We start from the raw sequence: 25,234 nt of genomic DNA, 5'->3' as shown, positions 1-25,234 counted from the left end.
TTAAAAAAGGTTATTGTCAAATATAATACTTTTGATATATTTATGAAAATAGTAAATCAATGGTGTTTGATATAGAAAGTAAATCTAAAGAAATACAATCAATAATTTCAAGATATACAAAAGAAAGTTTTGTGGCTTTTTTAGCTGATTTTATTCGCAATAATAACTTTAGGGGCAATACTGGGTTTTCTGAAATAATGAAATCTAAACTTAAAGATTCGTTATATCTTATTGCTCTGAGATTAAGTAGTAAAGAAGAAGGAAAAGAGAAGTTCAAATATAGCGTTCCTAATGAAATTATATTAACAGATGTAGTTAGAAGATTAAATAATATTATAAGTAATTATCTTAGCTCAAACTATACCCCCTCTTACTTAAATGGAGATGTTGATGAACAAAAGAAAATAATTATACATGAAGGTACATTTAACAGTTATTTTTTAAATGGTGTTTTAAATTATAGACAACAAGAAATAAATCATGTTGTTAGTATGTTTTCGCCTTATAAAGATAAAATTAGAGAGAAATTAGGAATAGAATTAAATACTTTAATTGATATGTGTAATCATTCTGAAAACTTATATAGTAAAAAAGTCAAGAATGGCTATGCCAAAATAATCAAATCACCAGAACTCTTAAATTTATTTGATCAGGCTAATAAAATAGGATCTACAGAATTTAATCAACTATTGTCAGGGTTACCAGCTAGTGAATTTAACCTGTTTATGGATTTTTATGAAAAACCTCATTCTGCATTAATCTTTACAAAACAAGATTTTTATAGTAAGTTTAATGAAAAAGAAACAAATATTTTCTGTGAATTATTTTCTATTGATATTAATAACGAAATAGACTATTTGTTTTATACAGATACTAATCCTCTCGAATTGAAGCCAATAATTAAATTGAATGATAATGAATATTTAAATATATATCAAAAGCAATTACCAACATCTTTATATAGAATACTGTATGATACTTTAGGTACTACTCAAAAAGAAAAAACACATCTTAATCACAGAAGAGGAAAAGTTGTTTTTGAAAAAAAGGTTATATCCTTATTTAAGAAAATCTTTTCAGATTCAAAAGACTTTAGACTTTATGATAACTATTATGTAAATGGTAATGAACAAGATTTATTAATTATTTGTAATAATTACGCATTTGTAATAGAATGTAAGTCTTCAAAAATTAGAGAACCCTTAAGAAATACAGAGAAAGCCTACAAGAAAATAAAATCTGAGTTTAAAGATTGTATTCAAGCTGGGTACAATCAATGTTATAGAGTGGAGAAATGTTTCTGTAATGAACAAGAAGTGATAATAAAAGATAAAGTTGGCAATGTTTTAGAAATAATTAAAACAGAAAATATTAAAGACATTTTTTCTTTGGTCATAACTTTAGAGAGATTTGGTCCTATACAAATAGATTTAAGTTTGCTATTGGAAAGAGAATCTGATGATTTAGTCTATCCTTGGTCAGTAGGAATAGATGATTTAGAAACATTTTTGTTAACTCTAAAGAAAAAAACAAAAGATCCACTGACTAAATTCATAGACTATTTAACATTACGTGAGCCTTTAAATGAAAAGGTTATATCAAGTGATGAGCTAGATATATGTGCATTATATATGAGAAATCATAAAAAATTTAAAGAACTTGCAAATAGTAATCATGATTTTATATTGATAGAGCCAACTTTACAGAACTATTTTGATAATTTATATCACGAAAATGTTCTTAATTTTAATTAGTTACTTATATCCCAATAAAAAAGGCTGTCTAAAAACAGCCTTTTTAAATTTTATATATTTTAATAATATGAATTAGTCACGATTTAATCTGACAGTTGATATTATTCAACCTTATAACATCCTGCGATGTCTCTAGGTCTTTTACTTTTTAAAAGATAACAGAATGAATTATCTATTGATATAGCAATATAATTTGATTTACTTTCTTTATCTAACAATTCTTTTTCCTTTATTAATCTGATTTTCCAATTAGGCATTCCAGAAGGAGGAGTGAAATTATCAATGATTTCTTCAACAGTATTATTAAATAGATGTTGTATTAATTTTTTCAAATAGACATCATGGTCTGTATAATACACATAATATTCCAATTCTCTAAAGTTCTCTAATAGACATCTTTTGTTAGCGTCACCAACATACCAGTATGAGGACCAATAATCATAAAATAAGTATTCATTATTTATTTCTATTGTTAATAAGGCTCTTCTTATATCATTTGAAATCTTATCACTTTCAGCACTATTAAAATGCTCATTAATAATATTTAGTACCTTTTCAAAATTACTTTGTTCAAAATTTTCAATATTCCCATCATAGTCAATACAATCAAATGCAAATTCTATCCTACCTTTAAAGAAGCTTTGATCTTCCATTCTATTGATTAAGTCTTTGTATGAATCAGATTCTAAAATTAATTTAGCCTTTTTAATTTCTTCATCTGATTGATACCTTGCAAATGAAGAATTAATTTTTTCTACTTCAGAAAGATGTTTATAGATGTCTGCACATCCTGCTGATAATTCATTAACCAAATTAATAATTCCATCAAAGGTTTCAGGACTTCGTATTATGTCAGGTCTAGAACCCCCTTTCTCAACACTTCCTCTAGCAATTATATTTCTTACAACTCGTAGCCAATCTTCAAATTTAGTTTTATCAAAAACAGGATTTCTTAATAGATACTCTGTTTGAGCAAAAAATAGAACTTTTTGTGTGTAGGATGCATTTCGATCTGTTGCTACAACTTCATTTAAGAAGTCAATTGTTGGGGTATGCCTCCAAAAAGGAAAATTTAATTTTAAGCAATCAAAATTCTCTAGATTAGAGTAGATTTCAAAACTTTTATATATGTACTCAAAAGTATCTTTGCTAATTAGATTTGCTTTAATATTATTAAAATTATCTTGGATTTGAGAAATTAAGGTAACCCTATTTGTATTTCTTTCTAATGATATTCTTATCATTAATAAAGTTGAAATGAACTTCATTAATGGTACATCTATACTATTGTTTTTTTTAAAATTTTTCCAAAAAAAATCAGTCCAGTTAGTATCAATCTGAAATGCAAAAGTTTTACTTTTTTCAATACCCTCTTCCCAATTATTATCTTCAATGTACTTTTCAAAACTTGCCTTAAAGTTTTCATATGATGATAATAACTTACCTCTAGCATTCATTTTTATATACAAATCATCAGTAAGTCCAATGTCTTCTAATAAAACATAATAAAAAGATAATAATTTCTCCTCAATTAACTTATTTAAAAGGTCTTCTACTGGGAAAAATATATCATGAATATCATCCAAAGTTCTTAACATTGAATTGATTGTAGGATCATTATCCCAAGAAAGAAAATACCATTTAGAATCTCTAATTCTATCACTTATTTTTTCTCCTTCAACAATAGCAATATCATTTTTAATTAGTGCTTCACAAAACTCTCTCGATGATATTCTTGTTTCGTAAGTAAATTTTAATAATTCTTTTTTTAACTCATCTGAATTGGTATTTCTATTAGCACCATACCAATGAAGTAAATATAATGTTGTTAGCCTCTGCTGACCATCAAGAGGTTGAAAATTATCATCAACTTTACTCCCATAAATAAAATCTAATTGTATAGGTTTGCTCGAAACTAAACTATCATATATAGCATTTAAAAAATTTTGTCTTAGGTCCTTTTTGTCAACTCTTCCTTGTGCATAGTCTCTTTGGATGATAGGAATTTCTATTTTAGTCTCATTATTTAATAAATCAATAAAACTAATTATATTATTTTGTGTTGTCATTTTAAGCTAGATAATTTGATAATATTTTCTTTAAATCATTTTCATAATTCACTCTGTCTTCTTGTGTCCAAAATGAAATCTTAGGAGGATAATCACTAAAATATTTTAAAAAAACATTTTTTGTACAAAGTGGAATAAATATCCCATTTTTATCTCGATCTATAATAGTTTTTCTTTTTAGGGGAAAGACTGCATTTTTATAACTTCTATTAGTTTCTGAATCTAATAAAGTTAAATTAGATATATCATTTAAATCATCATCAATTATTTTACTGTTAAAATGAGCAATAATATCTTCATACAATATTTTAAATATTTCGTCATTTTTTGAATCTTGTTCAGAAAGTGCTTCTGCTCTTTCCCTCAGTTGTCTACCTTCCTCATTTTCTAAATCAATAAATATTTTTGCATCTGAAATCCATTCAAACCTGTTTTTATCTGGCATGTTATTTTTTATTGATGTGATATGCTCAATATCCCATTGCCCATTTTTAAAATACTCAAAGGGAAAATATGAGTTATCTTTATCATTATTTAACATGGTAACAATGTTATATAGCAATAATACTTTTCTCACATTATCTTTGTCAAAATACTGTAATTCATCAATAAAAATATCTTCAACACTTCTTTTAATTAGTGAATCTAAATAATCTAAAAATTCACTCTTTGACATTTCTGAAGATTTTTCATAAAGTTCTTTAATATCTATGAAATCAACAGATATAAGATACCCTATCTTATGAAACAATGTTCTATTGTCAAACCATTCATTAAATCTTTGAAAACGCTTTTTAATATCTCCCCAAACCTCTTCTATTTCTTTTTTTGAATGCCTTTGAAATTTATTACTAAAAAATCTAAAAGTTGAATATTTATCATCCCTGTCAATTTCTGTATTCATCAATTCAAATATGAATTCTATTCTATTGATCGCTTTTTTATTTGCAGTAAGAAAATACCAGAATTTGTCTCTTTGTAATGCTTGTTCAATAGCATCCCATTCAGAAGCTATTTCTAATTGCCTTAATTTTAATTTTTCATCATGAAAGGAGAAATTTGAGCTATTTAAGAATAATGCTTTAATTAGTTCAGAGTTTGTAAGGGGAATCTTACCAATATTAATCCTTGTAAATAAGGCTACAGAATCTTCTTCTTGACTCTCGTACCAGATAACTTTAGTGTTAAACTTAAAATTTGATTCAAAGTCATTTCTATTAAAATCATTTCCTTTGCTCATAAACCAACTTTTGATTGCTTCATAAGCTCTTTTCATATAAAAGTAATCTATGTTATCATAGTTTTCTTCTTGATGTATTGTTTTTAGAAAATCTGTTGATGTTGGTCTGGTTTCATAATCCAATTCATAAAGCTTCATTCTAAAATCTTCAGCATAATATTGATTTAAGTAAAAAAGTAATATGTAAATTGAAGTAAGTCTTTGTTGCCCATCTATAACTTCATAATTATTGTCACTAATTTTTTTTACAACAATAGGTTGTAGACAGTACCAAGTCTTATTATCAGAATTTTGAACTTCTTTAGGCTTAAAGTCAGCAATATCTTTTAATAGATCTTCTATTTCATTTACTGACCATCTATAGCCTCGCTGATATTTTGGAATAAAAAAATTAAATTCTTGAAGTTCATTAATAGTTTTAAGTGATAGACTATTTTCCATTTATTCTATTTCGTGTTTAATTAAATAGGTTATTATTTTTTTAAGATTATAAAGTTAATAAAACAAATTTATTAATTCCTATCAATCAAATATTTTGTGTATCTAATCCCAATTGTTTAGTACATTTTTAGAGAAGTCAAAATATCTTTCATGTGAATTTATTACTACAAGATTTTGTTTAGTTCTAGTCATTGCAGTGTAAACAATCTTATCCAGAACTTCATCAGCTACTATGTCATTCCTGTTAATATACAAAATAACATTTTTTACTTCCCAACCTTTAAAACTGTGAATTGTTGATAACTTTAGTTTTCCATCTCCCATCCAAAATGCTCTTTTGTGGGTGTGTAGCTTTTTTTCATTTTCTTTTTCAAAGACGTGATTTACATATAAATTCTTTCTTGAATAAAAATATTCTACACATTGATATCCTAATAAAGAATCAGGTAATAATATTGCTATATCTGAATTATGCTTATAGTCAGCTTTATGTTTTATCAAATCAAAAGCTTCAAAGATTTTATCCATCCATTTCATTGGTTCAATATTCCACCATAAAAAATGTTCTTCCTCGAAGTTTAATTGCCCAGTATTGTATTTATTATTAAGCTTAACATCCTGATTAAGATTGAATGTTTCACTAAACTTATTTGTTAGTTCAAATATTTTTACAGGTAATCTTAGATTATTTTTCAGTTCATACCAATCTCCAAATTTTTTAACTTCAGTTTTCCTTCTATCTAGCCACTCCATATTTCTAGAATAAATATTTTGTCTTTTATCACACAAAACCAGTATTTCATCATTATGAGTAAGGAAATTACAAAGCATTAAATACCATTCCATAAAATAATCTTGACCCTCATCTATTAAAATAGCATCATACTTATCTTGTTCACTAATCTGATGAATATAATTATTTACAATACTAGGAATAGTAGTTTTGAAATACTCTTGTAAATTTTTACTATGTTGAGGCAAGCTTACTCCTAAATTATTCAAGTAAGTTTTGCAAAAGCCATGAAAATGGTCAAAAGTAATTTGGCTCCAAGAAAACTCAAATGGGCTTCTTTGAATCATATCTCTTATATAATGCCATAAGGTTATATTGAAAGTAAGAATTAAAACTCTCTTACCTTCTGATGCTAACTTTCCTGCTCTATAAGCCATTACTAAAGTTTTTCCACTACCTGCAATACCTCTAACTCTATGATGCCCCTTTTGAGGATTAGAAGCAACTTTCTGTTCAGGAGTTAAATCAATTCGTATTGTTTGTTCAAGAGAATGAAAAGGAGGAATTAACCAAAATAATACTTCCTTGTTAAAACTTTTATCCCATTTTGAATATTTATATCTAAGTTCAGGTATAATTTCTGATAGTTTGTTTTCTTTTAAACTATCAAAACCAAATACAGGATGATATTTATATATACTCTCACTGGATTTAATAAAGCTTTTTGCTTCCTCAGTAGTTGCATTATGAAAATAAACAGAGTAACAGACTAAAACTTGTTCAATTTTATCCAAATATTCACCTATTTGTGGAACTAACTCTCCAATTAGCTTTGTCCTATAAAATTTAGCTTGTAATAAAGGTGATTTTATTGGGTATTCTCCTCTTATATCATGTACATAAAATTGTACTTTGTTACCATTAATTTTTTGGGATGAATAATTTTTAAGGTTCCAATCTTTCACTTCTATAATCTGAACTCCTTTATGTGGGTGGAACAATATTATATCTGGTCTATTGCCATTTAAATATGGTTGTACAAAAATTAGCCACCCATTATAACTGATTAAATCACTATTGGAATCATGCAATTCATCTTTTGGCAGATTTATATCTAAATAATTAATAATATATTTTTCGCCTAAAGTTAAAGGTTGTTTAAAATTATTTAATACTTCCCATCCTGGAATTATCCTTGAAAATGCCATGTGTGATATAATTATAATTTTAAAAATACATTTTTTCAACTATCTATGTAACAATTTATTAAAGATTTATAAAAAAAATAGTTTATTCTCATATTACGCTTACCCAACCTTCAGCTTATCTCTTGCACTCTGGAAAAATTTATAAAAAATAAAATTTTTGTAGAGCTTATTTTCATGTGAATGCCCCTGAGAGAACACCCCCACCTATGTTGGAATGGGGAAACTCCCCCATACCTTTTTTCTGGGAAAACAAGTTTTGCAGGCAGATTGAGCTTTAGTTGAAAGTAAGGTTTGGTTTACTGTAAGCTTGCTTCCCAGAGAGGTCATTCTTTAACTCAAAAATCAAAAACAATGGTAAGAATTATCAGTTACACAACAAGACAAAAAGAGGATGGAACAAACTTTTATCTTCTAGAGGTACAAGGTGGAATTGAAATGGTATTAAGCAAGACTACAGGTCAATACTATGCCACAGCTAAAAGAGCAACTCTATCAACCACATTTGATGAACAGACCTGTATAGGCTTAATAGGCTTTGAGATGTCAGGTAAGATTGTTAAGGTTACTACAGAGCCTTATCAGTATACTATCAAAGAATCTGGAGAGGAAGTTACCCTTAATCACAAATACATCTATCTTCCTGAAGGTGTAGAAAGTTCTGAGGAGAAACTAGCAAAACAACTTGAAGAAGCCTTTGCATAGTCATTCTAAAGCATAAAGACTTAATACGTCCATTTTTCCTGAGTCCATATATAAGGGTTAAGAATTTTGGATGTATTTTTTCTTTTCCATAATAAAAATGTCCATTTTGTGCAGAAGTATATAGTATTACCACACAGAATGGACATTTCAATTCTCATCCCATTTACTAACTAACAACCTTAATCCTTACATGAAAACAAATGCAAAAGTTGTAGAATTACTTGTTTCTTATTCTAACAATATAAGTCCAGAACAAAAAATAAGCAACAGTGATGACAGTTATGATATTGTTATGAATCTATGGAATCTTAATACTATTCAAATACAAGAAGAAGTGAAAGTAATATTTCTCAATGATGCCCTTATGGTGATAGGCTTTTATTCTTTATCTAGAGGAGGTATATCATCTAGCATAGTTGATATTAGATTAATATTATCAGTGACTTTAAAAGCTATAGCAACAGGTATTATTTTAGTTCACAATCATCCTACTGGAAATCTTAAACCTAGTAAAGCGGATCTAGATATTACAAAGAAATTAAAGTCTGCATGTGATGTTATGGGAATAAACCTTTTAGATCATTTAATTATCTCAAAGGAGAACTATTTTAGTTTTGCTGATGAGGGGTTATTGTAGTTAATGTGGAGTCCTCTCTATATGTAATCTAGGACCATTGATTTATTTTTTAATATTATTCACACTCGCACATAGGATCTAAATACTATCCTAAGCTAACTGAATTTAAAGATAATAGCCAAATCCTATCACATATATAATATAGCCAAATTATAATATTCTAGTGTATACTGGATTAACAAATAAAGCTCTTAAGTAATGAAATAGATACTCAGAGGTGCTAGATTAAAAGGGAGATAGATGGGGGGAAAGAAAAGTTCTAAAAGCCCAGAAATCATAATAGCCAAATCTTACCTTTCAGAAGCTTCAATATTTAATAGATCAATAAGCTTAATTTCTAAAGCTTCTGCTATTCTATATAGCGTTATAACTGTAGGATTAGTTCTGCCAGCTTCAATTCTTGATATATTAGTAGGATCAATATTTCCTTCCATTCTGCCCACTAAATCTGCTTGAGAAATACCTTTTTGTACTCTCAGCTCTTTAATTCTTTTACCAATTAATTTTAATATTTCAGATTTTTCCAACTTGTCATATTTGTCAAGTCAAAGGAACTTAATATATTTACAGTTTGTAATGCCATATATGACAACATCGCATTCTGTCACTTTATGGATTCCCATAAGGTACAACCAAGATTTACAAGTAATTTGCTAACTAAAATAAACTTAAAACAATGAAAAAAACTTTACTACTATTCATCTTGATATGTTCAACTTATTTATACTCTCAAACATCTCAATATGTAGAATTTCCAGACATAAACTCTGAGGTATCTCCTAGTAAAGCTAGAATCTATATTATAAGACCAACAGGGAAGTTAAGCCATTACTATATAACTCTATCATCTAATGGAGATATGATAGGCAGACTTGATTATAAGAACTACCTGTGTTGGGATGTAAATGCAGGTACATATAATTTAGAAGGAGCTTTTGAGGGTAATAAGATTAGAAAGGATCAGACTGAAAACAAAGATTTCTTTACTGTAAATGCTAAAGAAGGAAAGACCTATTACATAAGACTTAGCCCTGCTTATGGTCTGACAACAGGAAAAGCTTCTTTTGATATTATTGAGCCTGAAAAAGCAAAAGAATACATTAAAAAGTTCCCACAACCTAAAGTGAAATATGTAAACTAAAGTAATATGAGAAAGATTTTACTATTATTCATAATGACAATATCAGCTTGTCTTTATTCACAAGATGGGTTCCTGTATGTTACTACTAGCAAAGATGGTACTGATTATTACTACCAAATATCAAGTGACGTAGATAGTAATATGGGATTATACACTGACTTCTGGTTAAAAACAGGAACCCCATTAAAGAAAATAAAAACCAAGTCAGGGAAATATTCTACCACTGGAGGAGGATACTTTTTAACTCTGATGAGAATCTCATGTTTAGTAAAAACATATTTGTTCAAGAATACAATCAAGTATGATAGTGCTGGAAAAGTTATAGGGACACATGATTTTCCTATATCTGATGAACCCAAACCTGTTGTACCAAACTCAGTTATTGAAACCATTTATAAAACTGTATGTAGAAAAGAATAAGCTTTACAGGACAATAATACTTATAACCACCTCAAAGCAGGTGGTTTTTTAATCTCAAAACTAATATGAAACCCAAAATACCATTTCGTATAGGCTACCAATATGATAAGTGGGAACTAAACCTAATGAGCATATCAGACAGCATCCCTGATAATTCTTATTGTAGCTATATATGGGTAGGAAGTGAGATTAAGAAGTTCTTAAACTTCATACCTCACAGAACAGAGCTTATATTCTATTGGGATATACTGGAAGTTGTAATCCTTGAGTTTGATAAGAAATCTGAACACTATTACAAAAGGCTCAATAAAGCCTTATCAGAGAGAGCCATTAGAGTGAGCCCTGAAGTTCTTCCTGATGGTATGATTATTCACAAGTTTATAACTAGCAAAGTGACTTATTGGAATATCTACTTTCCTGTAAATAAAGAAATAAGGTTGATTTACTTTTCAAACTCCTTTGCTTACATCAAAACCTTACTGGAATAAAGCTTTGAAATCATTATTAACATTAATATAAAAATATAAAATGGGAAGAATACTTATCACAACTGACAACCATGGGGCTTTAAAAGCTGTAAAACAGGTCTTGGAAAGCTGTAAATTCAATCCAAATGAAGACTTATTAATAAACTTAGGAGATGTAGTTGATAGAGGTAAAGAAAGTGCTGAATTAGTTCAATTCTATATTGAGCTTTCAGAAGAATGTTTATACAAACCCTTATTTATTAAAGGTAATCATGATGATTACTGTCATAAATGGTTAAAATCAGGAGAAATCAGTATGGAGTGGTTAATGAATGGTGGTACAGAAACTATTGATTCTTATATCAAAACAGGTTATTTAGATAGTGAAGAGCATTTAAACTTCTTTAATGAAATGTTTGACTTCTATATTGACACTAAGAATAGGGGGTATGTTCATGCAGGATTCACTTCTCATAGTGGTCTAGGAAATGACAATCCTAACACATACTATTGGGACAGAACCCTATGGGAATTAGCTATGGATAATAAAACAGAACAGCTTCCAAAAGAATTCAGAATATTTGAAGCCCATAAAGAAATATTCATAGGTCATACTCCTACACTTAATTGGGATGAAACAAAACCTATGAATAAGTATAACATTTGGAATTTAGATACTGGAGCAGGTTATAGGGAAGGAAAGCTCAGCATCATGGATTCGAGTTCTAAGGAGATATGGCAAAGTGATACTATAAAGAATTATATAATCTAAAGAAGAATACTAATAACTAACTACTATTATGTTGGGAGTTTTTTTTTGGATGAAAAGGCATAGTTTTAGGCATAGCCCTAAAAAGAGAGTATTAGTAATTGAATCATATATACAGCATGCTCAGTAGATTAGAGATACTGGGGGTAACCCAGATGTACTTTGGTTCGAGCCCAGGTGGGACCACAGAAAATAAGCCACTTACAGTAATGTGAGTGGTTTTTTGTTTTACTGCAAAAACACTCGGATAATTTTATTCCTGTAGGTTTTTAGAATTGAAGAATTTTAGCTGACCGGAAAATCTTAAAAATATCTATTAATTTTTTTCTAAGTTTCCTTACCACATTCATTTTTGTTTTTGAAATCCGAAAATTTAAACAATGAGGCTTTTTTGGAATACTCAAAGCCAATAAATAATACTGAGATCATTTTTCAGTATTATTAAGTGATGAACAGATTGTAAAACTGAAGAAAATTATGAGTGCCTTTAATCCAGACCTGCAAAATCTCTTGGGGAAATAATTCATTTCCGAAATCAGAGAATTCAAATGGTGTAAGGAATTTTCTCTTAAAGTAAACAGTATTCATCCAAGCAATTATTAAGAAATATTGTTGAAGTGATTGCAGATTCTATAGAATTGACCGGTCTTTTTATAAGCCTTAGCTGTGTTACTTAGGTCTTATATATTGAAAGATATGAGATTGGAAATACATATCAATGTATTGTTTTTGAAAAAAGATATCTGTTCTTCAAAATATCAAAGAGAATGGAACTTAATAGTTTAATGACAAAAGTCTAAATGTTATTTAATATTAAATTAATAACAAGTCAAAAGATATTTTAAAACGACCGATATGTCGTTTTTATAGTAATAAGGCTTGTATCAATAAATCTGAAAATCTCCAATAGGTGATAAAACTCATATTGATTCTCTGTAGAGAGAAGTTAATAACTATTAAAAAATGTTAAATTTGCACATTTAATATAAATAAAACAAATAACAAATGAGAAAACTCTACATGAGTGCATTTTCCATATGTACGCTTTTTGGGCTGTCTGCCCAGGAAATATTGTGGCAGAAGGACATCAAATCTTCTACACAGGATTTTTTAAGTCAAGTTACCACGACAATAGACCAACAGTACTTAATTACAGGAAGCTCAATTCAGAGCACTAAGCTTCAGGTAGAAGGCGGCAGACAAAATAATGGCTACGATTTTCATGTTGTTAAATTAAATCAGGAAGGACAGGTGGTTTTTAACAGATATTTTTCTGGTAATGCTCATGATCATTTAATATCTACAATTCCTACAAAAGAAGGAGGTTTTCTTCTTTCAGGAACCTCTTATTCAGGCAAAGGGCTTGATAAAAAAGAGAGTTCAAGAGGAGGTTCTGATATCTGGATCATACGGATTAATGAATTTGGAGATGAGCTTTGGCAGAAAACATTGGGAACTTCAGCAGATGAGGAATCGAGTGCTGTTATTCAAACTACTGACGAAGGCTTTTTTGTAGTGGGAAATATCCAGAATACTTCTATCGGATATGGTAGTAAAGATATTGTTATCTATAAACTTGATAAAGATGGTAACGAAATTTCAAGACTTATTTTAGGTGGGAAAGGAAGCGATGAAGCAAAAAAAATGCTTCCTACACGTGATGGCGGTTCTTTAGTGGGAGTCTATTCCAGAAGCACTAAGGGAGGTAGTAAAAAGACTGGTAATAACGGAGATGGAGATTTTTGGCTTATAAAGCTATCGAAAGATAATAATGTAGAATGGGAGAAAAATTATGGTACACAAGCTGATGACCAGCTTAAAACACTGGCTTTAACCACTACCGGCTTTTTAGTAGCTGGAGAAACCCAAGTAAAAGAAGGTACCGACCTTTGGATTCTCTCTTTAAACGAAAAAGGCGACGAGATCTGGAATAAAACATACACAATGGGAGGTCGTGATGTTTTAATGGGAACGAATATAGTCCATTCGGGTGATGATAAAACGACAAACGGAATATTATTAGGTGGCTACACCCAAGCCGATGGCAAGATCGAGGAAAACGACGAAAGTTTTTGGCTTCTGTATCTTGACCAGAACGGGAACGAATCTTGGAGAAAACATGTCAAAGGCGAATCTCACCAGAGGGAAGAGCGGTTGTCTGATGTTAAACTCAACCGTGATGGCAGTATAATTTTAGCTGGCACCAGTTCACCACAATTAGGAAGCGAAAACTGGAAAATTGTGAAGCTAGGTGATAAACAGATCACGGAGCTTATCCCCAAATATGATATTAAAGTGTATCCAAATCCTGTGTCCGACTATACCTATATTGAAATCGGCTATGATTTTAAAGAAGCAGATATCATCCTGTACGATATGGGGGGAAGACAGCTTTACAACTTGAAGACAAAGAATAAAGTCACTAAAATTAATACCCAAACTCTGGTACAAGGTGCTTATCTGGTTTCTATTAAAACCGATACAGATAAGACCGCCAGTGCCAAATTAATAAAAAAATAACCAGTACTTATGAGAAAAATTTTTATTTCATGTCTTTTTTTAGGCATGGTGGAGAGGTTATATTCTCAAATCACTCCCCCAGCGCCAACCCCTAACGGGTTTCTTAACTCACTTATGGTTACTGATACTAAAGAGCCTTCAGTAGCAAGATTTCAGGAATATAGCTTTGTTCCGGTAGATTTATACTCTGGTAAAGCTAAAATAGAAATTCCTTTTTTTCAATTGGATTTAGATGGTTTAAAAATCCCTGTTTCTTTGGAGTATAATACTCAGGGTATCCAGGTGAATTCTGTAGCCTCCAGAGAAGGAACTGGGTGGATTCTAAATGCGGGTGGAAATATAGGGAGAAGCATAAAAGAAGTTAATGATTTTCATTTTGTAGCCCGTAAATTTAGTGGATCTCTTGGATCTGGAGGAATGCCACTGGATTGTAATGACACTTTAGGACATCCATTGCGGGTGGGTTGGAAATACCGAAATTCAAATGTATGTGTTTCCACTCTTCCAATGCCAAATCCAGGACCTAATAATATAGATATCTCACCAGATATTTTTACTGCAGCCGCACCTGGCTTACAGAGCCAGTTCTATTATCCGGATTCAGAAATGGCTGTGGCACCCAATACAGACCAGCCGGAGACTACTGCTCCTAAAGAAATTTTTCCAATTGGTGCATCTTACAGCAGCAGGATTAAAGATTTTACAGTTACCTACCCAAGTGATCCTAATCTTCCTTCCTTCTTTCAGAATATTCCTTTAAATAGACGAAGGGTAAGAGATTATTTCAATTTCGGTATTACTCATAGTGGATTTAAATATAGCTTTAATGACTATGACCTTTCTTATTTGAATTCACCTAACAGTTACTATGATTCTCCACCTTGGGGAGGTATTGATCATCAAGAGCTTAACTGGGATATTTCAGCATGGCATTTAAATACTATTGAGAATGTAAACACAGGTAAAAAAGTAGATTTTGTATATGAAAGTGTTCCTTTTTACACTACCTCTCAATTATTGTACAAATACTTTATTGACCAACCGAATTACGGAAATTATATGAGGCCCCCTGATTATAACAATGTAACAGAGACTAATGTTTTTCTTTCACCTAAGAGAATCAAAACCATTACTTCTGATGAAGTTACGATACAATTTAAATATGAGCACCCACGTAAAGATCTGATAGGTGATTATGCCCTTACAGGGGTTGAGGTATGGAGTACTATTCAAAATAAGCTTATCAAAACATACAAGCTCTACTATAGCTATATGAATGGTTCTGTTGCTGACGGTTTTGATAAAAGGTTATATCTGGATTATGTAGAAGAGCTCGGGCAGAATAATGGGGGAGTTGTTCAGAAGTATGTGCTTAACTATGTTAAAGGAAATCTTCCAGGCAGTAATTCTACCAGTGAAGGAGACTGGTACGGATATTATAAGAGAAATTATTCTGGAGAGGATCGGCGTCCCATCCTTTATATGAATACAGGATTGAAGAATTTTTCGATCCTTCCTATCCAATTACAGGGTACAGAAATTTATCCCTTAAGGGGAACCCGTAATATTTATCCGGATGTAAATGATATGAAAGTGGGAATGCTGTCAAAAATTACTTATCCAACCGGAGGATATACTAATCTCATTTATGAGGCTAATAAATTCAGGCTTAAAAATCAGGAAGTATTAGGAGGGGGGCTAAGAATTGCCAGCCAGGAAATCTCCGATGGCACTAGTGTGAGAAAACTTAAGTATAGCTATCAGGAATCTGACGGTCTAACTTCAGGATATGTAAATAATGTACCTTCTTATGGATATCCAACTTCTGAGCTTGGGGAAGGGGTTTTTGGTTCTGGAGGATTTAATAATTTGACATGGCAGGAAAAGCAGGATTTTATTGGAGGAACTTTCCTAACCATGATCCGAAGCCTGATCAGTGTGGATAAGACACAGAACACGTATGTTGGCTATTCCAGCATAAAAGAGGAAGAAGAAGGAAAAGGGTTTACCCTGCATAAGTATACCTCGCCTAAAGAATACCCGAGTATTCCTCCCTTAATTTCTATGGGAACAGGAGTGAACGATACCTTTTTTATAAATAATACAGGCTTTCCCAATCTGGATGTCCAGACAAGTCTGGATGTAAGAACCGGTAAGCGGACCTCTCAGGAAGTTTACAGTGCTTCAGGTGAACTTTTACGAAAAGAAACATATAATTACAATTATAAGGTTTTGGGTGAGACTGTGATTGAAAGAGGGAGGGAAATTCCTTTTGTTTCGGGATACTCCAATGGTTATGGTATGACTGTAAAACTGCTGTCTCATAGGGATATGCTTGCCGAAAAACATACTTTTGATTATGCAGAAGGAGGTGTAGTGGAAAACGTGGAAACTTTTGAGTATGATCCGGATCTGCCTCTTTTAAAAACTCAGACTGCTACTTTGGGAGGAGATGTAATGAGCGGGAAACTATATTATCCAAAAGATATGCTTGGAACGCAGCCTTCAGAAATGCAGCAGCTATTGAACCAAAAAAAATATGGTGAGGTAATTAAAACCGAATCCTTTAAAAATGGTATCAAGCTGGGAGAAAAGCAGGTGAAATATGGACTGAGTACAGCAACGGCAGGAAAACTTCAGCCTGTAGCTTCCTATCAGTCTATGGATGCTGTCAACACGGCTGGTGAAGAGAATAAAGTGATGAGCATAGATCTGTATGATGAAAAAGGACATCTATTACAGACTACAGATCAGTCAAAAATCCCGACCACTATTGTTTATGGATACAATAAGACCCTGCCTATAGCTAAAATAGTCGGAGCGAAATATGACCAGATCTCTGGAAGCATTTCAGATATTGTAGATAAATCGAATCTGGATGTGGATGCAGCTTCTGAAAAAGAGCTGGTTAAGGCACTAGATCTTTTTAGCCAGAACCTACCAGCTTCTTTCCTTGCTACCACTTATACTCATGATCCTCTTATAGGGGTTACCAGTGTAGCTGAAACGAATGGAATCAGGAAATATTTTACCTATGATTTTGCAGGAAGATTGCAAAGCACTAAAGATTCTGAGGAAAAAACGACAGCTTCTTTTAAGTATAATACAGCATTAAAGTTTTATAATGCCGCTCAAAATCCAGTCTTTACACGTAATAACTGTCAACCCGGCTATGTTGGGGGATCCTATACTTATAATGTACCCTATGGAACCTACACCTCTACCGTAAGCCAGGCAGACGCTGAAAGTCAGGCGCAGAATGAAATTAACTCTTCGGGGCAAATTTTAACTAATATGATTGCTTCTTGTGATCCTAAAAGCTGTCTAATTCAGGGAGTTGCCAGTCCCGGAGATATATACTACATTTTAACTTTAGGTTCGGCAACAACATTTATGTCAGGAATTTTAAAAGTCAAAGTGAAATTTTATCATAATGGAGGTGCTACGAATGCTCAAATAGTGGGTGATTGCATTACTTCTTCCTCGCCTGTTATGCAGACCATTGATTCAGGAAATTGGCGTATTCTGGTGATTAATAATGGAGGCTTGATAATAAGACCTAGGCCATTTGTAACAGTACCTAATGGCTTTACAGAAGCAGAATTTTATATCCCTGTAAATTAAAGCATGATGAAAGAAATAACACAACAAACAAAAGAAAAGCAACTACCGAAGTTCCGGAAACTTCAAAATATAAGATGCGGCAAAACTAAAATGCTTCAAAGAATATCAATTTTGCTTATGGTTCTTATCTCCGTCTTATCATTTGGACAGCTAACCCCAACGGAGAATTATGTTGACACAAAAGACTGCTTAAATAGTGACTGTACTAAGTACAGTGAAACGGTCAACTATTTTGACGGGCTGGGCAGGCCTAGGCAAGTAGTAGGAGTCAAAACTTCCCCTGATGGAAAAGATGTGGTTTCACATGTCGAATATGATGCTTTTGGAAGACCTGTAAAAAACTACCTTCCCATTCCTCAAAGCTCAACCCAGAATGGAGCTATTTATACCAATCCTTTATCAGGTGCTTCTGCCATATATGGAACAGAGAAAATTTATTCTGAAAAGGTATTGGAAAATTCTCCTTTAGGAAGGATTCAAAAAGAGATTCAACGTGGGAATGATTGGAGCACAAAGCCTATTAACTTCGGTTATGCTCTAAATACTACGGCAGATAAGATAAGAAAGTTTACCACCACCACGACTTGGGAGAATGGAGCTACAAAATCTAAGCTTAATGAAAATGGGTTTTACTCTGCTTCCCAACTTTATAAGAATACCATTACCGATGAAGATGGAAATACAGCAATAGAATTTAAAAATGCCAAAGGACAGATCATTTTATCCCGCAAGGTAAAGGAAAGTACAGAGAATGCTGATAAATATTATGTATACAATGAATATGATCAGCTTGCTTTTGTGCTTTCTCCGCTTGCTGGAAACTCGCCGGATATTACATCTAATACGGTAAAACAGGACCAGCTTCTATATCAATACCGTTACGATAAGAAATACCGGGTTGTGGAAAAGAAAATGCCGGGCAAGGGCTGGGAATATATGGTATATGATAAAGGAGATAGGCTGGTATTATCGCAGGATGCCTTATTGGGCAGTACTGCTAATAATTTTGGTAAAAAAGGCTGGCTGTTCACCAAGTATGATCAACTTGGAAGAGTTGCCTATATAGGATTCTTTGCCAACGCTTCTACCAGAGCTATTATGCAAAATGCTATAAATAGCATGGCTGCTAACCCAGGAAATAGTGAACTAAGGGTGTCTACGCCTTTTAGCTTAAACGGGATGGATATTTATTATACCAAAACAGCTTTCCCAACCGGAAGTATGACGGTGCTAGGGATTAATTACTATGACTCCTATCCTCCTGATACCCCTCCAGTTCCTACCCAGGTTTTCGGGCAGAATGTATTGCAGCAACCAGGAACAGGAAGTTTTATCCCGGGAAGTACAAGGGGGCTTCCTGTAGCATCCTATATAAAGAATCTGGATGACGACCGCTGGACAAAAAATTACAGCTATTATAGTACTAAAGGAAGAGAGGTTTCTACAGTATCGGTCAATTATTTGGGAGGATATACAAAAACGGAAATGGAATTGGATTTTACAGGAATGCCTTTAAGAACCTATACCTATCATAAAAGGAAATCCGATGAAACAGGGGTCGTTGTAAAAGAAAGATTTGTATATGATCTTCAGAACAGGCTGAAACAACATTATCATCAGGTGGATGATAATGCTGAAGTATTGCTCTCTGACAATACCTATAATGAGCTTTCTCAGCTTACAAATAAAAAACTGGGTGATAACCTGCAAAGTATAGATTATACTTACAATATAAGAGGCTGGCTTACCGGAATCAACAAAGACCAGATGGGCCTATCTGATATGGGTGGGAAATTATTTTCTTACAAGCTAAAATATACCCAGAGTGAAGGAATCACTAATCCGGACGGAGTACTGTTTCCTGGAAAAAATGTTGTTCCAAAATATAACGGGAATATTGCTGAAGTAGATTGGAGAACGGTAGAGATTCCAGGGGTTTTTCCATCTATTACTCCAAAAAGATATGGCTATGCATATGATTCTTTAAACAGGCTTACAGCAGGGTTTTACCAGAACCCCGTTAATCCTTATTCCAAAGAGAATATAGAGTCAATGGCTTATGATTTAAATGGTAATATCACAGAACTATACAGGACTTCCGTTATGGAAAACGGAAGCGGTACAGCAACTAAAATTGATGATTTAGCATATTCTTATAATGGAAATATAGCCATTAAGATCAAAGATAACAGTAATAATAGTACAGGATATGAGGGTACAGCAGGATTCCCGATAGAATATGATGCAAATGGGAATATCACTTCCATGTTGGATAAGCAAATTACTGGAATCACTTACAATCATCTGAACCTTCCTTCTACTATTAAAATAGGATTTGACCAGATAAACTCACAAATAAAAACCAATTATGGTGCTGATGGTGTGAAGTTAAGAAAAGAGAATATTAAAACATCAATAGGTTTTGCCGGAACGGATACTACAATACAGGTAACAGATTATTTGGATGAATTCCAGTATTTTAAGACTACTTCTACAAGTTCATCAGGAGGAGGGGATTCTGAGTTGTCTTTGATGTCCCGTGCATTTGAGCCACAGGCTTTTACTCCTATTGAAATTGTGGAGCCGGGTCCTATTTTTGGTGGTGGAACACTGGGTCCTATTACCGTTATTACTGAAAAAACTCCTGACCTGCAGTTTTTTCCTACTTCGGAAGGATTTTATGATTACTTAAATTCTCGATATATTTACAGCTATACAGATCATTTAGGGAATGTAAGGGTGAGTTTTACTAAAGATAAAGTAGGTGCTCTTGAAATTGTCGACAGTAATGATTACTATCCTTATGGAATGAATCACTTAAAAACCGGAACAGCTTATTTTGGACAGAATACATATAAAAAATATAAATTCTTAGGAAATGAGCTTCAGGAAACAGGAATGTACGATATGAATGCCCGTTTCTATATGCCGGATTTGGGAAGATTTGGGCAGCATGACCCCTTGAGTGAAACTTCTTTTGATCCTTATGGGTATTCATTTGGAAACCCTGTCTTCTTTAAAGATCCTACAGGATTAATTGGAATGTCTATTGGTTTTGGCGAGCAGGGAGGAGCGAGCCCAACTGATTGGGTATATAACTTCTTGACCAATTCAGTATATTGGAATTCTAGTGCTACGAGCCAGTCTACAGCAGGGGAAAATGAAACATATCTTGGAAAGTCTGGAACGTTTACTGCCTATGACAATACTACAACTCAATTAAATTCAGATGGTAGTCACAAAAACAATTCTTTATTGGGTGGATTGGGGATAATGACTAATTTAGATCCCTTAATAAAAGCAGGACAAAACGGACCCGCGATGAGTGTAGCGGCTTTTGGTACTCCCGGAGATGGTTCTTATATAAGGGCTACCCCAGATAATCCTTTTGCCAATCCTTCTTCTCAGTTGGCATATAATGGTTTAGTTGCTATGCAAATGGCAGCATCAGGAGTTGCGGCAGAATTTGTTGCAGCAAAAACTGGTCTTACATTTTTATCTTCATTTGGAGGTCAAGGTATTTCTTTGTCTCGAAATGGTATTGGAGGAACCTATTCAGTAATTACTGAAGCTGAAATATCGGTTGGACCAGCTTTGTTTGGGAAGAAATTTGGAAAACACGGAGTAGAAGACTTTGGTCTCACAAACGATGCAGCCGGAAGAAGTATGTATTTAGATGGAATAGAAAATACATTTCTCAATGGAACTATAAAGCAAATTCCAGCAGGTTCTAAAGTTCACAGTGGAGAAACTCATTTCTTACAGAATGGTAATTTGCTGAGAGTAAATCAAGGACAGTTCCGAAGCTATTATCCTTTGGACCAAACAAAACTATAAAAGATGGGTATGAATTTAAAGGATTTACATTTAGGAAATTTAGAAGCTGTTTTATTTTTTAATAAAAAAGAGGTAGAAATATTAGAAATTATTCAAAAAATAGAAGAATATAAATACGAAAAAAAGCATTATACAGGAATAGATTCTTTCAATTATGAGATGTCTTTTTTTGATAACCAAAATGAATTAATGAGCTTGAGTAGTGTATTTATGAAAAAAATTACATATCATAAATCTACAGAGAGTATCATGCTTGAATATAAAGATGATAATGTTTTATTGAGTCATTTTTTCAGATATGATTGGTATAATCTTCAAATAGATGAATTTTTAAATATTATGAATTTTTATTTTTCAAAATTGGAAGATGTTATACTTGTAATTGGATTTGAATTGTCTTTTGACGCTATAGATTTTGAAGAAGTTTTAAAAGAAACTATTATAGATACCAGTCAACACCCTTTATATATTGTAACGAAGAAAGGTGGAAATATAAAAGCAGACAAATATATTTCTGATATATTGAAAAAAGAATATGACTGGTCAATCATGGACAATTATCTAAAAAATATCATCAACAAGGGCACTTATTAAGTGGATTGGTTATTTTATGGTACTACCACTGCAGTATATTACTTAGAATACCTTTTAAACAATATAAATACAACTTTACATAGTTTGTAATATTGATTAGTATTATTTAAGCCAGAACAGAAGTTTTTTTGTTCTGGTTTAATTCTAGATTTTTAATAGGCTTTAGATATTTTCCCATAGAGTTAATATTGAAAGATATAATGAACAATCAGAAGGGTAAAAACAAATGTCATGATACTATCAGTGGTAACAAGGTGATAGCAATGTTTAAGTTTAAATCTAACTAATTGAAAATGTTAGTAAATTCAATATCTCCAATTCCAAAATTATTACAAGATTTGCTGTTGGAAGTTCTGATTTTTCATTAATGGCTCATAATCAGCTAGTCTCTCGTTCGAACCTAGGAAGTCCTATAATAAATAAACCACTTACAGTAATGTGAGTGGTTTTTTGTTTATTGCGGACTGCATTTTTAAATAACTGAATATATAATAAAAATTAAATAATATTTTTGTGGGAAATCGTGCCTTTAATATGCAAAAATGCTTTTGTTTCTTATTAGTTATAAACGTTTTTCTAAATAGTTGTTCTGCTTATAAGGACAAAACTGTTAAGGTTGAAAAAGAAATTAATTTAGATTTTCCAAAAATTTCAGAAATAAAGAAGGAAGAAATTTCCCAAAAATCGAAAGATGTATCATTAGGCTATTTTTGGGGAGTAAGTGAAGAAATTTATCCCTATTTCAGGAACCATACATTTGAAAATCCTATTTCTTACGAAAGACCTGCTAATAATTTTGTTTTGAGAGTTGATTATTTCTTCGATAAAAAAGAAGAGGTAAAACTTAAATTCTATGAGTGGAATGATAACGAGAAAATTGAAACTCCAAGAGATGTTTTTACGGATAAATTTGAAGAAATTAAGAAATTTCTATCAGAAAAAATAGATAATCCGGCCTTTGTGAATTACGAAGATTTAGAGAAATCTAAGGAGGAAACGCTAAGAGATGATGTAAAATGGAGAAGCAAAAACTTAAATGCTTACCTTTTTTGTTTTAAAGGAAAAGGTGGTTTTGACCAGATAAGACTTGTTTTATATAAAGATTAAATCCAGCTGATATAAACCACTCACCGAATGTAAGTAGTTCCTATATAATCACTATCCCACAAAAAAAGAGAGCTTAAAAAGCTCTCTTCGTTTTAAGTTATATCAACCTATTTTTTTATAAACTTCATCACAATCACTTCCTTCGGAGTTTCCAGCTTCAGAATATAATTTCCAGGAAGTAAATCATTAACATTGATACTATTATTTTTTACAGGACCTGCAGAATGCATCATTCTTTTTCCATTCATATCATAAATTTCATAGCCGTTGACCGGATCCTTCGATGTGAATTGCAGATTGCTTCCGACAGGATTTGGATAAATTTTCACCCTGTCGCTGGTTCTTTCAGCCTCTGCAGCAGATAGATTATTCTGAGAGAAGAAATATTTTCGTACAGTGCCCACATATCTCGTCTGAGCTCCGTACCAGATAGAGTAGATGCCGACCAGTACAATGGAATTTCCATACAATTCAAAACCTTTGTTAATGACATAAGAACTCCCGGTGCCAATGATCGGGGTAATAATCTTCCCGTCCACACCGAAAGAGGGATCCAGATTTCCATCAGCCTTCATTCTTAGAGCAAACATCGTGTGATGGCCGGTTCCTCCAATGATGAAAGAATTGTCAGCCATGCGTTTTACTTTTACAGGATCAGAATTTGACTGTATCGGCAGTACAAACGCTCCTCCGTTTTTATACGAAGGATCTAAAGTTCCGTTGGGAAGAAGCCGGTAGGCAATCAGGCCAAAGCAATTGTTCCCGTTGCAGAAGGTTCCGGAAGTAAAGCCCTGGATTTTTCCGTCTTCAAGGAGCTCTAAGCGGGTGTAATCGCCAACATACTCACCGGCGGGGCGCAGGAAATGTCCGTTGGCTCCGAAGCTGGTCACCAGATTTCCGGAGGCATCAAACTTTGAAACCAGGATCTGGCGGTTGGTTTGACCGATCTGGTATTTTCCTCCGATAAAGATTTCATTGTTGGCATTTACCTTCACTTGTCTGTATGCGTAAGTTGAACCTAAAGCGATCTCCCCGTTATTTGCAAAGGTAGTATCCACAAGACCATTGGGAAGCAGACGGACCAATCGGTGGTCATTACTCATTTTTCTTATCACGTAGATTCTTCCGTCAGCATCAATATGCATATCCATATAATCCCCGGGTTGGCTATAAGTGGTAAAACTGCTTACAGAATTTCCGTTCTCGTCTATTTTTAAAATCTGCCCGCCTGTACTGCCATCCAGCACGATATAGTTACCGTCTCCGGCAGGTTTTACCATATTATAGGAATGGGCAGGATATATCAGTTTATAGCCCAATCCATTGTTGAACGTCGTGTCCAAAAGACCGTTTGCTGTAAAACGGGCAAAAAAACTGACACCCACTGCCAGAATTTTTCCGTCCGGAAGCTGGGTCGTGTCATGGATCTGGAGACCGCCGCTGGGCTGCCCGTTGGTATAAAATGCAAAATCAGAAGTACCATTGTTTTGGCCGTAAGTGGTATCCAGAAGGTTTTCCTGAGCGGAAAAAGTAGATAAACAGGATAATCCTAAAAATAAGAGAGTTTTTTTCATGTTTTTTAGTTAAAGGGCCAAATATAATATTTTATAGCGGCCATTGTCTTATTTTTTTTCGATTGATTACAGATAGAATGTTTTCTGCAACAAAAAAAGCCTCTGATGATTCAGAAGCTTTGTATACGGATATAATGATTGAATTTCAACACATAGATTATTCTCTGTTTATTGGCAGTAAGCAGAGTCGATATGTCTGCAGATTCCGTCGGCACAGCAGAATTTGATATTACAATATTGCTCTTCATTACAATATCTGAGGCCTCCTTTGATGGTTTTTAGATTTTCTCTTGAAACTTTCTTTAAATTTTTCATAATATTTTAGTTTAATTGACTACTAATATATGAATAATTCCAATATAAGGGATATAAATGTAGAGCGTTGATTATTAATGAT

At 32.6% G+C, this 25,234-nt stretch carries 18 protein-coding genes; 12 read left to right on the top strand and 6 right to left on the bottom strand.

From position 1 onward, the window contains the following. Positions 1-59 precede the first annotated feature (59 nt). A complete protein-coding gene (locus tag JET18_RS20755; RefSeq protein ID WP_202094427.1) occupies positions 60-1,754 on the top strand; it encodes an NERD domain-containing protein in 1,695 nt (564 codons plus the stop codon). Positions 1,755-1,855: 101 nt separating this feature from the next. Here the strand turns inward: JET18_RS20755 and JET18_RS20750 are convergent, their stop codons facing one another. The 3 genes from JET18_RS20750 to JET18_RS20740 all read right to left on the bottom strand — a co-directional run bounded on the left by JET18_RS20750 (position 1,856) and on the right by JET18_RS20740 (position 7,445). Further along, the gene (locus JET18_RS20750) at positions 1,856-3,823 is read right to left on the bottom strand and encodes a DUF262 domain-containing protein (protein ID WP_202094425.1); all 1,968 of its coding nucleotides are present in this window, start codon (positions 3,821-3,823) and stop codon (positions 1,856-1,858) included. Between the two features lies 1 nt (position 3,824). Then, complete coding sequence (locus JET18_RS20745) at positions 3,825-5,504, bottom strand: DUF262 domain-containing protein (RefSeq protein ID WP_202094423.1); 1,680 nt, start codon at positions 5,502-5,504, stop codon at positions 3,825-3,827. A 102-nt stretch (positions 5,505-5,606) separates the two neighbouring features. Continuing rightward, on the bottom strand, positions 5,607-7,445 hold the full coding sequence (locus JET18_RS20740; RefSeq protein WP_202094421.1) for a UvrD-helicase domain-containing protein: 1,839 nt from the start codon (positions 7,443-7,445) through the stop codon (positions 5,607-5,609). 351 nt (positions 7,446-7,796) lie between these two features. Here JET18_RS20740 and JET18_RS20735 point away from each other — a divergent pair, with 351 nt between their 5' ends. Continuing rightward, entirely contained in the window at positions 7,797-8,147 is a 351-nt protein-coding gene (locus JET18_RS20735; protein ID WP_202094419.1) for a hypothetical protein, read from the top strand. Positions 8,148-8,337: 190 nt separating this feature from the next. Next, entirely contained in the window at positions 8,338-8,784 is a 447-nt protein-coding gene (locus JET18_RS20730; RefSeq protein WP_202094417.1) for a JAB domain-containing protein, read from the top strand. 290 nt (positions 8,785-9,074) lie between these two features. Here JET18_RS20730 and JET18_RS20725 read toward each other — a convergent pair whose 3' ends face one another. Then, positions 9,075-9,311, bottom strand: a complete 237-nt coding sequence (locus JET18_RS20725; protein WP_202094415.1) for a helix-turn-helix domain-containing protein — start codon at positions 9,309-9,311, stop codon at positions 9,075-9,077. 149 nt (positions 9,312-9,460) lie between these two features. Here JET18_RS20725 and JET18_RS20720 point away from each other — a divergent pair, with 149 nt between their 5' ends. The 9 genes from JET18_RS20720 (at position 9,461) to JET18_RS20680 (ending at position 23,263) form a co-directional block, all read left to right on the top strand. Next, positions 9,461-9,925: a hypothetical protein gene (locus tag JET18_RS20720; protein ID WP_202094413.1), complete on the top strand. Its 465-nt coding sequence runs from the start codon at positions 9,461-9,463 to the stop codon at positions 9,923-9,925. A 6-nt stretch (positions 9,926-9,931) separates the two neighbouring features. After that, positions 9,932-10,345 (top strand): hypothetical protein, encoded by a 414-nt coding sequence (locus JET18_RS20715; protein WP_202094411.1) that lies wholly within the window; start codon positions 9,932-9,934, stop codon positions 10,343-10,345. Between the two features lie 65 nt (positions 10,346-10,410). Beyond that, positions 10,411-10,833: a hypothetical protein gene (locus JET18_RS20710; protein WP_202094409.1), complete on the top strand. Its 423-nt coding sequence runs from the start codon at positions 10,411-10,413 to the stop codon at positions 10,831-10,833. A gap of 40 nt (positions 10,834-10,873) precedes the next feature. Continuing rightward, positions 10,874-11,584, top strand: coding sequence for a metallophosphoesterase (locus tag JET18_RS20705; RefSeq protein ID WP_202094406.1), 711 nt, complete (start codon positions 10,874-10,876; stop codon positions 11,582-11,584). Between the two features lie 1,002 nt (positions 11,585-12,586). After that, a complete protein-coding gene (locus JET18_RS20700) occupies positions 12,587-14,101 on the top strand; it encodes a T9SS type A sorting domain-containing protein (RefSeq protein WP_202094405.1) in 1,515 nt (504 codons plus the stop codon). 114 nt (positions 14,102-14,215) lie between these two features. Beyond that, positions 14,216-17,725 carry a DUF5977 domain-containing protein gene (locus JET18_RS20695; protein WP_202094403.1) on the top strand — a complete coding sequence of 1,170 codons (3,510 nt, stop codon included), beginning with the start codon at positions 14,216-14,218 and terminating at the stop codon, positions 17,723-17,725. A gap of 117 nt (positions 17,726-17,842) precedes the next feature. Beyond that, on the top strand, positions 17,843-21,562 hold the full coding sequence (locus tag JET18_RS20690; RefSeq protein WP_202094401.1) for a DUF6443 domain-containing protein: 3,720 nt from the start codon (positions 17,843-17,845) through the stop codon (positions 21,560-21,562). 9 nt (positions 21,563-21,571) lie between these two features. Continuing rightward, entirely contained in the window at positions 21,572-22,156 is a 585-nt protein-coding gene (locus JET18_RS20685; RefSeq protein WP_202094398.1) for a hypothetical protein, read from the top strand. A gap of 513 nt (positions 22,157-22,669) precedes the next feature. Next, the gene (locus JET18_RS20680) at positions 22,670-23,263 is read left to right on the top strand and encodes a hypothetical protein (protein ID WP_317193284.1); all 594 of its coding nucleotides are present in this window, start codon (positions 22,670-22,672) and stop codon (positions 23,261-23,263) included. A 107-nt stretch (positions 23,264-23,370) separates the two neighbouring features. Here the strand turns inward: JET18_RS20680 and JET18_RS20675 are convergent, their stop codons facing one another. Together JET18_RS20675 and JET18_RS20670 are read right to left on the bottom strand one after the other, a co-directional pair. Continuing rightward, positions 23,371-24,837, bottom strand: coding sequence for a T9SS type A sorting domain-containing protein (locus JET18_RS20675; protein ID WP_202094396.1), 1,467 nt, complete (start codon positions 24,835-24,837; stop codon positions 23,371-23,373). A gap of 168 nt (positions 24,838-25,005) precedes the next feature. Next, the gene (locus JET18_RS20670; protein ID WP_157884435.1) at positions 25,006-25,152 is read right to left on the bottom strand and encodes a bacteriocin-like protein; all 147 of its coding nucleotides are present in this window, start codon (positions 25,150-25,152) and stop codon (positions 25,006-25,008) included. Positions 25,153-25,234: the final 82 nt, after the last annotated feature.

The sequence above is a fragment of the Chryseobacterium endalhagicum genome (genome assembly GCF_016745235.1).
Classification (GTDB): Bacteria; Bacteroidota; Bacteroidia; order Flavobacteriales; family Weeksellaceae; genus Chryseobacterium; species Chryseobacterium endalhagicum.
Note: the sequence above shows the minus strand (reverse complement) of the source record. Positions and strands in the feature narration are given on the sequence as shown.